Here is a 13357-nt window from a genome sequence, read left to right as displayed (position 1 = left end):
TTCCCGCACCGCGCGGAGGCTAAGCAGTGGTCAGACGGCCGCGGTCGCGGGATTGGATTCCGGTGCGGGGACTCCGTGACTCGCGGCCGCTTCCCGGTCGCGCTTCTCCCGGCGTACGAGAATCACCCAGCCGACGGGCACTCCGGCGGCGAACAGCCACCACTGGACGGCGTACGCCATATGAGGGCCGATCGAGCTGTCGTCGGGGTCCTGGATCTGTTCGGGACTGCCGCCGGCCGGCACGGGAGAGGTCTGCTCCACATAGCCGCCGAGCACCGTACGGCCGAGGTACTCGCGCTGCTGCTCGCTGCTGATCAGCATGGTCTGGCGCGGCGGCAGGTCCCGTACGTCCTTGATGCCGCTGGCCGCCGAGGTCTCGTCGGCCTTCAGCCGGCCGGTGATGGTGACCTCGCCGCCGGGAGCGGGCGGGATGTCGGGAAAGGCCCGCTGGTCGCCCGTGGCGGGGATCCAGCCGCGGTTGACGATGACCGCGCGGCCGTCTTTCAGGATGAGCGGGATCAGCACGTGGTAGCCGACCTGGTCGTCACTGGAGGTCCGGCGGCGTACGACGACCTCGTGCGCGGGGTCGAACCGGCCGGTGGCCGTGACCCGCCGCCAGTAGTCGGTGCGGGGGACGGTGTGCCCGGGTGAGGTCAGTTCCGTTATCGGGACCGGTTCGGCCCTGAGGTTGTCCGAGATCAGGGCGTTCTGGGCGACTTTGTGTTCGTGCCGGTGAAGCTGCCAGAAACCCAGCTCGATCATCGCGGGGATGAGGGCGAGGGCGAGGAGGGTGAGGATCACCCACTGCCGGGACAACAGGAAGCGGTACACGCCTTCGACGGTACCCGGCCGGTGACGGCCGCCGGACGGCGGGACCGGGCAGACGGCGGTGGGCCGCGGCCACGGCCTCGCGCGGAACCTCCTCTCGCGGGCTCTGCTGTCCCCTCTGCGGTCCCGGACCGCGTCGGCCGTGCCGGCCTCGCGGGACCGGTCTCAGACCCGGTCGACGACGCCGGTCCTGCCCGCGGCGCGGGCGCAGTGGGCGCCGCAGTACCAGTGGCTCTCGGCCTCCACCCCCTGGCCGATGATCTGCACCCGGCAGTGTTCACAGATGGGCGCCATCCGGTGGATGGCGCAGGAGAAACAGTCGAAGACATGCACCGCGCCCTGCGCGTGCACCTCGAAAGACATCCCGTAGTCGTTTCCGCAGACCTCGCAACGTGCCATGCGCCACAGGGTGGGACGCCGGGCGCCGGTGCGCGAGAGGGCCGCTGGCGCGTCGCGTGCCAATCACTCGTCTGCCGGGCGCGGGCCGGGCAGAGTGGTCCCCGGCGGCCACGGAGCGGGCAGCGGCAGCGGAGCCTGCGCGGGCGGTGGTGCGGGCGCCGGAACCGGAGCGGAACCGCGCGCCGGCGCCACGTCCCGCAGCAGTTGCGTGAAGGCGCCCTCGTCGATGACGGGCGTGCCGTACGACGCGGCCTTGACCGTCTTGGACGTCGACGCGGCCGGGTCATTGGTCACCAGCAGACTGGTCAGCCGCGACACGCTCGTCGCCACATGCAGCCCGGCCTCCACGGCCCGATCCTCCAGCAGCTCACGGTCGACGGAGGTGTCGCCGGAGAACGCCACCCGCATGCCCTGCACCAGCGGCCCGCCCGGCTCGTACCGGCCGGGATTCGGATACGGGCAGGCCGGGCGCTTGCGCGAGGGCCGCCAGCTCGCCTGCCGGTAGGTCGGCTGATAACCGGCCCGGGGCCGCGCCGGCGCGTCCGACCACTCGGTGAGCGGCAGGCATTCGAGCAGCGGCAGCCGTACGCCGTCCCGGGCCGCGGCGTGCAGACTCGGGCGGAACGCCTCCGCCAGCACCCGCGCGTCGTCGAGCGCGTGGTGCGCGCGCTGCTGGACGACTCCGAAGTGCGCGGCGAGCGACTCCAGCTTGTGATTGGGCAGCGGCAGCCGCAGCTCCTTGGAGAGCGCGATCGTGCACAGCCGCTGCCGGGTGGGCGCGGCCCGCTCCGCGCGTGCGTACTCCCGGGCGATCATCGACCAGTCGAAGACCGCGTTGTGCGCGACGAGCACCCGGCCGTCCAGCCGCTCGGCCAGCTCTCCGGCGACGTCCGGGAAGAGCGGAGCGCTCTCCAGCACATCGCTCGTCAGCCCGTGGATCCACACGGGACCCGGGTCGCGCTCCGGATTGACCAGGGTGTACCAGTGGTCCTCGACATTGCCCCGGGCGTCCAGGCGATACACGGCGGCGGACACTATCCGGTCGTCGCGGGCGAGTCCGGTGGTCTCCACGTCGACGACCGCGTACCCCTGAGGGTAGGCGGCCGGCCATGTCGTCGCAGTCGTCTGGTCGTCGAGCATGGTCACAGAGAATACGGGCCGCGACTGACAGCCCCGTCCCCGGTCCGCCTCGGGACGCCGTGCCCGGCCCGGGAGCGGTCGCTCTGTCAAGGCCCGTGCGGAGACCGCGAACGCGGGCCGTCCCTGAGGAACGGCCCGCGTACACACGGCGGTCGGCGCTGACCGCCGACCGCTGACTGTTTACCTGCGCACCGCGTCCAGAGCGTCGGCGATACCCGCACCGTAGAAGCCGTTGTGGCGCTTGCCGCCCTCACAGACGGCGTCGGCCTCGCCGTCACCGTCGATGTCGTACGGCGCCGGGCAGGCGACATCGTCGGCCTGCGCCGTGAGCAGCGCCTTGATGGTCCCGGCCGAGGCGTGCGGATGCGTGGACTTCAACAGCGCGGCCACGCCCGCGACATGCGGGGAGGCCATCGACGTACCGGCCATGTAGCCCCACGAGCCGCCCGGCAGCGGGCCCAGGATCAGACCGCTGGTCGCCGGCGGGGCCGGCGTCTGGTAGACGGTCGAGTCGCCGCCCGGGGCCGCGATGTCGATGATGCCGAGACCGTAGTTGGAGAACGAGGACTTCAGGCCCTTGGCGCCGGTGGAGGCGACGGTCACCACACCCGGCAACTGGGTCGGAATGTCGTAGCACTTGGACGGGTCGATCTCACGGTCGCCCGGAGTGGTGTCGTTCGGGCTGCTCGGGTCGATGATCGAGTCGGACGCGAGGTCGTAGTTCTCGTTGCCCGCCGCGGCCACATTGACCGTGCCCTTGCTCTCGGCGTACCGCGTGGCGCGGGTGATCGCCTCGACCAGGGCCTTCTGGTCCGGGTCGCTCTTGCAGTTGAAGTACCACGGGTCGGTGTAGTAGCTGTTGTTGGTGACGTCCACGCCGTGCTCGGCCGCCCACACGAAGCCGCAGACGACGGCCTCGGTGTAGAAGAAGCCGGCCGTCGTGGAGACCTTGATCCCGGCCACCTTCACGCCCGGCGCGACACCGGTGATACCGATGCCGTTCTTCGCCGCCGCGATCTCACCCGCGACATGTGTGCCGTGCGGGCTCTCCGCGGCGCTCGGCCGCCAGGCGCCGTCCGTCGTGTCGGGCTTGCCGCTCACGCAGTTGACCGATGCCCCGCGGTCGAAGTTCGGCGTGATGTCCGGGTGCGTGTCGTCGACGCCGGTGTCGATGACGGCGACCGTGACATTCCGGCTGCCGAGGGTCTTCTGGTGCGCCTTGTCCGCCTTGATGGCGGGCAGGTCCCACTGCAGAGCCTCCAGCGGATCCTGGCCCACGGCCTTGTCCGCCTTCGCGGCGGCGATCTGCTCGGCCGTGAGGGTCTGCGGCGCACCCATGTCCGTCGTGGACTGCGCGGGCAGCGGCGCGGTGCGGGTGGCACCGGCCGAGTCGACGCCCCTGACCTTGCGGACGCTCTTGGCGAAGCCGGGGTTCTGCGAGGCGACGACGATGACGCCTATCTGGTCGTAGGAGGTCACCACCGTGCCGCCGGCACGGTTGATGGCCTTCTTGACCGACGAGACGGTGGAGCGCCCGCCATGAGTGTTGACGACATACGAAAGCTTCGGGCCGTCCGTGGCGACCGTGGCGGCGACACCGTCGGCCTGGACGGCCGTAGCCGTACCCGCCGGCAGGAAGCCGAGCGAAGCGGTGAGCGCCAGACCTACGGGCAGCGCGAGTGCGCGCCGCCGTCTGGATCTCAGCTGAGCCATGGGTTCTCCACATCATCCGTGAGAGCCGTCCGCGCGCACGCCGCACGCGGACGGGTACATGACGAGGGAAGTTATCGCTGACTGTCGTCACTCATCAATCAATTCCAGAAGAAAAGGCTGATGTTGAACCGCTTCGCCATGCCTCCCGTGCCGTTGTCAGGGGGACGAGCATCATCCCGACTCCGCCAGGAGGTCCCCCTTGTCAGACCCCATCGCACCCGCGTCACGAGGAGATTCCGTGGCTACCGATGCACCGCCGCCCGAGGGCGGTACGGCAAGCAGCCCCGCCCAGAACACGGCGGCCCCGACCGCCCAGCCCACGACGGCCCAGTTCGTCGAGGTGCAGGAGAGCACGGAATTCGGCGAACTGCGCCGTACGTACCGCTCCTTCGCCTTCCCGCTGACCGTCGCCTTCATCGCCTGGTACCTGCTGTACGTCCTGCTGTCCAACTACGCGGGCGGCTTCATGGGCACCAAGCTCTTCGGCAATATCAACGTCGCCCTCGTCCTGGGCCTCGCGCAGTTCCTCACCACCTTCCTCATCGCCTGGTTCTACGCGCGGCACGCGGCCCGCAGGCTCGACCCGAAGGCCGACATCATCAAGTCCCGTATGGAGGCGGACGCATGAGCCACCCGGTCCAGCTACAGCTCGCCGCCGCCTCGGACGCCAGCGAGCACCGGCCGCTGATCATCACGCTCTTCGCGATCTTCGTCCTGGCCACTCTGGTCATCACCGTCTGGGCCGGCCGCCAGACCAGGAGCGCGTCCGACTTCTACGCCGGCGGCAGGCAGTTCACCGGATTCCAGAACGGCCTGGCGGTCTCCGGCGACTACATGTCCGCCGCGTCCTTCCTCGGAATCGCCGGCGCCATCGCGCTCTTCGGATACGACGGCTTCCTCTACTCCATCGGCTTCCTGGTGGCCTGGCTGGTGGCGCTGCTGCTGGTGGCCGAACCGCTGCGCAACTCCGGCCGGTACACGATGGGCGACGTCCTCGCGTACCGCATGCGCCAGCGGCCGGTACGTACCGCCGCCGGTGCCTCCACCATCGTCGTCTCGATCTTCTATCTGCTGGCGCAGATGGCCGGCGCCGGTGTGCTGGTCTCGCTGCTGCTCGGAATCACCAGCGACGCCGGGAAGATCGCCATCGTCGCTCTGGTCGGCCTGCTGATGATCGTGTACGTCACCATCGGCGGGATGAAGGGCACCACCTGGGTCCAGATGGTCAAGGCCGTCCTGCTGATCGCGGGGACACTGCTGATCACCTTCCTGATCCTGCTGAAGTTCCACTTCAACCTCTCCGACCTGCTGGGCACGGCGGCGAGCAACAGCGGCAAGGGCGCGGCCTTCCTCGAACCCGGCCTCAAGTACGGCGCCACCGAGACCTCGAAGCTGGACTTCATCTCGCTCGGCATCGCGCTGGTCCTCGGTACGGCGGGCCTGCCGCACATCCTGATCCGTTTCTACACCGTGCCGACCGCCAGGGCCGCCCGCAAGTCGGTGATCTGGGCCATCGGCATCATCGGCGCCTTCTACCTGATGACCATCGTGCTCGGCTTCGGCGCCGCCGCGCTGCTCAAGCCCGGCGACATCATCGCCTCCAACAAGGCGGGCAACACGGCCGCGCCACTGGCGGCGCTGGAGATCGGCGGCGGGGCCGATTCGACCGGAGGCGCGATCCTGCTCGCGGTGATCTCCGCGGTCGCCTTCGCCACCATCCTCGCGGTGGTCGCGGGGCTGACCCTGGCGTCGTCCTCGTCGTTCGCGCACGACATCTACGCCAATGTCATCCGCAAGGGACAGGCCACCGAGAAGGAGGAGGTCCGCGCGGCACGATGGGCGACCGTCGCCATCGGCATCGTCTCCATCGCGCTCGGCGCGCTCGCCCGCGATCTGAACGTGGCCGGTCTGGTCGCGCTCGCCTTCGCCGTGGCCGCCTCGGCCAATCTGCCGACCCTGCTGTACAGCCTGTTCTGGAAGCGGTTCACCACCCAGGGCGCCCTGTGGTCGATCTACGGCGGTCTTGCCTCGTCCGTGCTGCTGGTGCTCTTCTCGCCGGTCGTCTCGGGGAAGCCCACCTCGATGTTCCCGGACGTCGACTTCCACTTCTTCCCGCTGGAGAACCCGGGTCTGATCTCGATCCCGCTGGGCTTCCTGCTCGGCTGGCTGGGCACCCTGCTGTCGAAGGAGGAGCCGGACAAGGGCAAATACGCCGAGCTGGAGGTCAAGTCCCTCACCGGCACCGGAGCACACTGATTGGCTCCGCACCAGAGCGTTTTCCGCGGCCGCGTCGTAGAGTCCTACGACGCGGCCGCGCCGCTGGTGCGGCGGACACCTCCTGTTGTTGTCGGAGGTCTGACGTAGGCTCGACAGTGTCGCAACCGATCACAGCTCGACAGCGTCACAACCGATCACAGGGAGGGGGCCCACAGTGCTCATCGACACCTATGGCCGCGTGGCCACCGACCTGCGCGTGTCACTCACGGACCGGTGCAATCTGCGATGTACGTACTGCATGCCGGAAGAGGGCCTTCAGTGGCTCACCAAGACCGATCTGCTGAGCGACGACGAGATCGTGCGCCTCGTCCGTATCGCCGTGACGCGCCTGGGAATCACCGAAGTCCGTTTCACCGGCGGTGAACCGCTGATCAGGCCGGGCCTCGTCGGGATCGTCGAGCGGTGCGCGGCTCTGCGGCCCCGGCCCAGGATGTCGGTCACCACCAATGGTCTGGGGCTCAAGCGCACGGCCGCGGCGCTGAAGGCCGCGGGCCTGGACCGGGTCAATGTCTCGCTCGACACCCTGCGGCCCGACGTCTTCAAGGCCCTCACCCGGCGCGACCGGCACGCGGATGTGATCGACGGCCTGCACGCGGCCCGCGAGGCCGGACTGACGCCGGTCAAGGTCAACACCGTCCTGATGCCCGGCCTCAACGGAGACGAGGCTCCCGACCTGCTGGCCTGGGCCGTTGAACACGGCTACGAGCTGCGGTTCATCGAGCAGATGCCACTCGACGCGCAGCACGGCTGGAAGCGCGACGGCATGATCACAGCCGGTGAGATCCTGGCCTCGCTCGCCACCCGCTTCACGCTGACCCCGGAGGGCGAATCGGTGCGCGGCTCGGCGCCCGCCGAGCGCTGGCTGGTGGACGGCGGCCCGCACCGCGTCGGCGTGATCGCCTCCGTCACGCGTCCGTTCTGCCACGCCTGCGACCGCACCCGGCTCACCGCCGACGGACAGGTGCGCACCTGTCTGTTCGCCCGGGAGGAGACGGACCTGCGGGCCGCGCTGCGCTCCGACGCACCCGACGAGGAGATCGCCACGATCTGGAAGCTGGCGATGTGGGGCAAGAAGGCCGGCTCCGGTCTGGACGACCCGGCCTTCCTTCAGCCGGACCGGCCGATGTCAGCCATCGGCGGCTGAGTCGTGCCGCTGCCACTCCTCCAGCGTCACCACGTCCTTGAGGAAGCCGCGGACACCGAGGAACGAGCTGAGATGCTCGCGGTGTTCGTCGCAGGCCAGCCAGGTCTTGCGGCGTTCGGGCGTGTGCAGCTTGGGGTTGTTCCAGGCGAGGACCCAAACGGCCGCGGTGCGGCAGCCCTTCGCGGAGCAGACGGGCGCGGAGTCGTCGGCCGCGGAGCCGTCGGCCGGGCGGCCGACGGAGAAGAGGCCGCCTGGGAAAGGGCCGTCGGTGTCGGCGGAATCGGGGGAGTTCACCCGGCAACCTTAGTTCCGTGACCGGCGGCTTGCCGCGGCGGCGGTCCGATGAGCCAAAAGGGCGACGCCGAGCAGCCACGGGGGGAGCTGCCCGGCGTCGGTCCGTCGCTCCGACGGGGGATGCGGAGCGCCTGCAAAGTATGTCACGCGCTACGGGGTGCGGTGCACCGGAACTTCACGATTGATCTGAGCTTTTACTGTGCTTGGCGGACCGTCCGAGACCGCTTTCGCTCACACTCGGTTATGTCTGCTCGTGCTGTGGTGAAGGCTGCTCGAAGTCGCATGGCTCCGCGCCGGATTCCGCCGCGACGGGCCCTGACGAGGGCGCGATCATCGGACGCACCGGAGCGGCGACGAAGGCCGAGGGCAGCGAGGGAGCGTTCTCCCGGCCCGCGTTGGCGATCACCACGGCTACGTACGGCAGCAGTAGTCCCAGGACCAGAGTCACGATCGCGACCGGCCGTTCCACGTTCCACAGGACGGCGGTGAGGATCACCGCGACCGTCCGCACGGACATCGAGATCACATAGCGGCGCTGCCGGCCGCGCACGTCCTCGGCGAGCCCCGTCCGGGCGCCCGTGATCCGGAAGACCTCGGTGCTGCTCCGCTTCCGCGCCACGTCCACCACCCGATTCCTCTGCCGGACTCGCCCGTATCGGACTCGGAACCACCGTACGCCGAGACTCCGGCACGTACGAGAGCGGGGCACCCACCATCGTGACCGATCCCTCTCAGCACGCCACGTACGGCACCGTCCGGCGTGCGCCGTACCACTGATCAGTCCAGACTGAGCGCACCCGCGCACACCGCGCCGCACGAGGAGGCGACCGTGAACTGGTTGTGGGCGATCATCGTGGGCCTGGTGCTCGGTCTGCTCGCCAGAGCGATCATCCCGGGCCGGCAGAAGATCCCGCTGTGGCTGACGATCCTGTGCGGCATCCTTGGCGGCATTGTCGGCAACGCGGTCGCGGGCTGGCTCGGCGTCGCCCACACCAGAGGCATCGACTGGATCCGCCATGTGCTCCAACTGATCGGCGCCATCGTCGTGGTGTTCCTGGGCGACCTGGCGTGGAACGCGATCCGGCGGCCCAGAAGACAGCGGGCCTGACCGGCGCGCGGAGCGAAGACAACGGCTCCGGCCGGACACGCGTCTTCTCGCGTGTCCGGCCGGAGCCGTATGCCGTGTGTCAGCCGGCCTTGACCTCGATCGCGGCCAGGTTCTTCTTGCCACGGCGCAGCACCAGCCAGCGGCCGTGCAGCAGTTCCCCGCTGTCCGGCACGGTGTCCGCGTCGGTGACCTTGACGTTGTTCACGTACGCCCCGCCCTCCTTGACGGTGCGGCGCGCGGCCGACTTGCTCGGCGCCAGACCGGCCTCGGCGAGCAGGTCCACCACCGGGCCCAGCTCGGCGACCTCGGCACGCGGCACCTCGGACAGCGCCGCGCTCAGAGTCGCCTCGTCGAGCTCCGTCAGCTCACCCTGGCCGAACAGGGCCCGGGACGCGGCGACGACCGCCGCGCACTGGCCGGCGCCGTGGACCAGGGTCGTCAGCTCCTCGGCCAGCGCCCGCTGCGCCGCGCGGGCCTGCGGACGCTCCGCCGTGCTCCGCTCCAGCTCCTCCAGCTCGGCCCGGCTCTTGAAGCTGAGGATGCGGCTGTACGTCGAGATGTCGCGGTCGTCCACGTTCAGCCAGAACTGGTAGAACGCGTACGGCGTGGTCATCTCCGGGTCGAGCCAGACCGCGCCGCTCTCCGTCTTGCCGAACTTGGTGCCGTCCGCCTTCGTCATCAGCGGCGTCGCCAGTGCGTGCACCTCGGCGCCCGGCTCCAGCCGGTGGATCAGGTCGAGGCCGGCGGTGAGATTGCCCCACTGGTCGCTGCCGCCCTGCTGGAGGACGCAGCCGTACCGCCGGTACAGCTCCAGGAAGTCCATGCTCTGGAGGAGCTGGTAGCTGAACTCGGTGTAGCTGATGCCCTCGTCGGACTCCAGCCGGCGGGCGATGGAGTCCTTGGTGAGCATCTTGTTGACCCGGAAGTGCTTGCCGATGTCCCGCAGGAACTCGATCGCGGAGAGGCCCGCGGTCCAGTCCAGGTTGTTGACCATGGTGGCGGCGTTCGGGCCCTCGAAGGAGAGGAAGGGCTCGATCTGCGACCGCAGCCGCTGCACCCAGCCGGCCACCGTCTCCGGATCGTTCAGCGTCCGCTCGGCGGTCGGCCGGGGATCACCGATCTGGCCGGTGGCCCCGCCCACCAGCGCCAGTGGCCGGTGCCCGGCCTGCTGGAGCCGGCGTACGGTCAGCACCTGCACGAGATGACCCACGTGCAGGCTGGCCGCCGTGGGGTCGAAGCCGCAATAGAACGTGACGGGACCGTCCGCGAGCGCCTTGCGCAAAGCGTCCTCGTCAGTGGACTGGGCGAACAGCCCGCGCCACTTCAGCTCGTCGACGATGTCCGTCACGGTCGTTTCTCTCCTCGTACGGTGCATGGGTGAACGGGGGTACCACCGGCCAGTCTATGGGCGTCACACTCCCTGGCTGACCGAGCTCATATTGAAATCGGGGATACGCAGGGCGGGCATGGCGGCCCGGGTGAACCAGTCGCCCCATTCGCGCGGCAGGGTCTTCTCCGTGCGTCCGGCCTCGGCGGCCCGCGACAGCAGGTCGACGGGCGACTCGTTGAACCGGAAGTTGTTCACCTCGCCCACGACCTCGCCGTTCTCCACGAGATAGACGCCGTCCCTGGTCAGCCCGGTCAGCAGCAGGGTCGCCGGGTCGACCTCGCGGATGTACCAGAGGCAGGTCAGCAGCAGCCCGCGGGCCGTCGCCGACACCATCTCCTCAAGCGAACGCTCGCCGCCGCCGTCCAGGATCAGATTGTCGATGGCGGGTGCGACCGGAAGGCCGGTCAGGGACGCGCTGTGCCGGGTCGTGATGAGATGACGCAGCTCGCCGCCGCGTACCCAGTCCGTCGCCGGAAGCGGCAGACCGTTGTCGAATACGGACGCGTCGTCGCCGGAGGCGTGCGCGATCACGAAGGGCGCGGACTCCAGGCCCGGCTCGTTCGGATCGCTGCGCAGCGTGAGCGGGAGCCTGGAGAGGGTCTCGCCGACCCGGGTGCCGCCGCCGGGGCGGGAGAAGACCGTACGGCCCTCCACCGCGTCGCGCGCGGTCGAGGACCAGAGCTGGTAGATCAGCAGGTCCGCGACGGCGGTCGGCGGCAGGAGCGTCTCGTACCGCCCGGCGGGCAGCTCGATCCGCCGCTCGGCCCAGGCCAGCCGCTGGGCCAGCTCGGCGTCGAGGGCCGCGGGGTCCACATCCTTGAAGTCACGCGTGGCACGGCCCGCCCACGCCGAACGGGTGCGGTCGGGCGACTTGGCGTTCAGCTCCAGCGTGCCGCTCGGCTGGTCGTGGCGCAGCCGTACGCCTGTCGACGTACCGAGGTAGGTCGAGGTCTGCTCGTGGTTGGCGAAGCCGTACAGCTCACGGCCACCGGCGCGGGCACGGGCGAACGACTCACCGAGCGCCGGCGCGAAGTCCGCGAAGACGGCGGAGGTCGTCTCCGCCGGCGCGTCCGTGAAGTCCCCGGACGCCTGACCGGCCTGGTCGGGGCCGACCAGCGGCTGGGCGTCGTCGGCGGGGCCCGCCGCGCGCGCGGCGGCCTCGGCGGCGCGTACGAGCGGCTCCAGATCGTCGGCGGTGACGGCGGAGCGCGACACCACACCGGACGCGGTGCCCCGCGAGCCGTCGACGGTCGCGATGACGGTGAGGGTCCGGCCGCGGGTGACCCCGTTGGTGGTCAGCGCGTTGCCCGCCCAGCGCAGATTGGCGGAGGACTGTTCGTCGGCGAGGACCACACAGCCGTCGGCGGTGGACAGTTCGAGAGCGCGCTCGACGATCTCGTGCGGCTTGCTGATACGGCTCGCGGTCATCGTCCGGCCTCCTGCGTGGTGTTCAGGCTGTGCTGTTCCGGGGGACAACCCCCGGACCCCCGGCCGGTGGTGGTGGTCCAGCTCATCGTCCGGCCTCCTGCGTGGTGTTCAAGATGTTGACGCCGCGGAACAGCGCGGACGGGCAGCCGTGGGAGACCGCCGCGACCTGGCCCGGCTGGGCCTTGCCACAGTTGAAGGCGCCGCCCAGGACATAGGTCTGCGGTCCGCCGATCGCCTCCATGGAGCCCCAGAAGTCCGTGGTCGTCGCCTGGTAGGCGACATCGCGGAGCTGGCCCGCCAGCTTGCCGTTCTCGATGCGGAAGAACCGCTGGCCGGTGAACTGGAAGTTGTAGCGCTGCATGTCGATCGACCACGAACGGTCACCGACCACATAGATCCCGCGCTCCACTCCGCCGATCAGGTCCTCCGTGCTCAGCCCGCCCGGATCCGGCCGCAGTGACACATTCGCCATGCGCTGTACGGGGACATGGCCCGGCGAGTCGGCGTAGGCGCAGCCGTTGGAGCGGCCGAGCCCGGTGAGCTTCGCGATCCGGCGGTCGAGCTGGTAGCCCACGAGCGTGCCGTCCTTGACCAGGTCCCACGACTGGGCCTCGACGCCCTCGTCGTCGTATCCGATGGTCGCCAGACCGTGCTCGGCGGTCCTGTCACCCGTCACGTTCATCACCGACGAGCCGTACGCCAGCTTTCCGAGCTGGTCGAAGGTGGCGAAGGAGGTGCCGGCGTAGGCCGCCTCGTATCCCAGCGCCCGGTCCAGCTCGGTGGCGTGGCCGATCGACTCGTGGATCGTCAGCCAGAGATTGGACGGGTCGACGACCAGGTCGTACGTCCCGGCCTCGACGCTCGGCGCGCGCATCTTCTCGGCGAGCAGCCCAGGGATGCGCTCCAGCTCCGCGTCCCAGTCCCAGCCGGTCCCGGTGAGGTACTCCCAGCCGCGGCCGGCCGGCGGAGCGATCGTCCGCATCGAGTCGAACTCACCGCTCTTGCCGTCGACGGCGACGGCGGTGAACTGCGGATGCAGCCGTACCCGCTGCTGGGTGGTGACCGTGCCCGCGGTGTCCGCGTAGAACTTGTTCTCGTGGACGGTGAGCAGCGACGCGTCCACATGCGCGACGCCCTCGGCCCGCATCAGCCCGGCGCTCCACTCCGCGAGCAGCGCCGACTTCTCCTCGTCGGGCACGGAGAACGGGTCGGTCTCGTACGCCGACACCCAGGTCTTCTCGGCGTGCACCGGCTCCTCGGCCAGTTCGACCCGCTCGTCGGAACCGGCGGCGGAGATCACCTTCGCGGACAGCTTCGCCATCGCCACGGCCTGTCCCGCGACCCGCGCCGCCGCGTCCATGGACAGATCGACGCCGGACGCGAATCCCCAGGCACCGCCGTGCACCACCCGCACGGCGTAGCCGAGATCCGTGGTGTCCGACGACCCGGCGGGCTTGGCGTCCCGCAGCCGCCAGGCCGCGCTGCGTACCCGTTCGAACCGGAAATCGGCATGCTCGGCCCCGAGCGCCCGCGCCCTGGCGAGCGCGGCGTCGGCGAGCGCCCGCAACGGCAGTGCAAGGAACGACTCATCTACCTCATGGGGCACGTCGGCCTCCCCTTCTCACACCTGTGGGTA

The 13357-nt window shown here is 70.0% G+C and carries 13 protein-coding genes; 4 read left to right on the top strand and 9 right to left on the bottom strand.

What is annotated here, in order from left to right; translation table 11 throughout:
- Nucleotides 1-30: 30 nt before the first annotated feature.
- From PV679_RS12710 to PV679_RS12695, 4 genes are all read right to left on the bottom strand, one after another.
- Nucleotides 31-831, bottom strand: a complete 801-nt coding sequence (locus PV679_RS12710; RefSeq protein ID WP_319680266.1) for an SURF1 family protein — start codon at nt 829-831, stop codon at nt 31-33.
- A 162-nt stretch (nt 832-993) separates the two neighbouring features.
- Nucleotides 994-1227 carry a hypothetical protein gene (locus PV679_RS12705; protein ID WP_319680265.1) on the bottom strand — a complete coding sequence of 78 codons (234 nt, stop codon included), beginning with the start codon at nt 1225-1227 and terminating at the stop codon, nt 994-996.
- A gap of 63 nt (nt 1228-1290) precedes the next feature.
- Nucleotides 1291-2373, bottom strand: coding sequence for a DEDDh family exonuclease (locus PV679_RS12700; protein ID WP_319680264.1), 1083 nt, complete (start codon nt 2371-2373; stop codon nt 1291-1293).
- Between the two features lie 174 nt (nt 2374-2547).
- A complete protein-coding gene (locus tag PV679_RS12695) occupies nt 2548-4080 on the bottom strand; it encodes a S8 family peptidase (RefSeq protein WP_319680263.1) in 1533 nt (510 codons plus the stop codon).
- 238 nt (nt 4081-4318) lie between these two features.
- Between PV679_RS12695 and PV679_RS12690 the strand changes: the two genes are divergently transcribed.
- From PV679_RS12690 to moaA, 3 genes are all read left to right on the top strand, one after another.
- Nucleotides 4319-4708, top strand: a complete 390-nt coding sequence (locus PV679_RS12690) for a DUF485 domain-containing protein (protein WP_319680262.1) — start codon at nt 4319-4321, stop codon at nt 4706-4708.
- Complete coding sequence (locus tag PV679_RS12685; RefSeq protein ID WP_319680261.1) at nt 4705-6336, top strand: cation acetate symporter; 1632 nt, start codon at nt 4705-4707, stop codon at nt 6334-6336. The genes PV679_RS12690 and PV679_RS12685 overlap by 4 nt, the downstream gene beginning before the upstream one ends.
- A gap of 175 nt (nt 6337-6511) precedes the next feature.
- Nucleotides 6512-7501 (top strand): GTP 3',8-cyclase MoaA, encoded by a 990-nt coding sequence (moaA, locus tag PV679_RS12680; RefSeq protein WP_319680260.1) that lies wholly within the window; start codon nt 6512-6514, stop codon nt 7499-7501.
- On the opposite strand, the gene PV679_RS12675 is transcribed toward moaA, so the two are convergent.
- Nucleotides 7484-7795 carry a hypothetical protein gene (locus PV679_RS12675; RefSeq protein ID WP_319680259.1) on the bottom strand — a complete coding sequence of 104 codons (312 nt, stop codon included), beginning with the start codon at nt 7793-7795 and terminating at the stop codon, nt 7484-7486. The genes moaA and PV679_RS12675 overlap by 18 nt on opposite strands.
- A 241-nt stretch (nt 7796-8036) precedes the next feature.
- Complete coding sequence (locus tag PV679_RS12670) at nt 8037-8423, bottom strand: DUF3099 domain-containing protein (RefSeq protein WP_416069707.1); 387 nt, start codon at nt 8421-8423, stop codon at nt 8037-8039.
- A gap of 201 nt (nt 8424-8624) precedes the next feature.
- Here PV679_RS12670 and PV679_RS12665 point away from each other — a divergent pair, with 201 nt between their 5' ends.
- Entirely contained in the window at nt 8625-8903 is a 279-nt protein-coding gene (locus PV679_RS12665) for a GlsB/YeaQ/YmgE family stress response membrane protein (RefSeq protein WP_319680258.1), read from the top strand.
- A 79-nt stretch (nt 8904-8982) separates the two neighbouring features.
- Here the strand turns inward: PV679_RS12665 and tyrS are convergent, their stop codons facing one another.
- The 3 genes from tyrS to PV679_RS12650 all read right to left on the bottom strand — a co-directional run bounded on the left by tyrS (nt 8983) and on the right by PV679_RS12650 (nt 13327).
- A complete protein-coding gene (gene tyrS / locus PV679_RS12660) occupies nt 8983-10251 on the bottom strand; it encodes a tyrosine--tRNA ligase (protein WP_319680257.1) in 1269 nt (422 codons plus the stop codon).
- Between the two features lie 63 nt (nt 10252-10314).
- Nucleotides 10315-11721, bottom strand: coding sequence for a metallopeptidase TldD-related protein (locus PV679_RS12655; protein WP_319680256.1), 1407 nt, complete (start codon nt 11719-11721; stop codon nt 10315-10317).
- Nucleotides 11722-11803: 82 nt separating this feature from the next.
- Entirely contained in the window at nt 11804-13327 is a 1524-nt protein-coding gene (locus PV679_RS12650; protein WP_319680255.1) for a TldD/PmbA family protein, read from the bottom strand.
- Nucleotides 13328-13357: the final 30 nt, after the last annotated feature.

It is taken from the genome of Streptomyces sp. AK02-01A (assembly GCF_033795305.1).
In the GTDB taxonomy this organism is placed as follows: Bacteria; Actinomycetota; Actinomycetes; order Streptomycetales; family Streptomycetaceae; genus Streptomyces.
The sequence above is the reverse complement of the archived record's forward strand: the minus strand, read 5'-3'. Positions and strand labels throughout refer to the sequence as shown.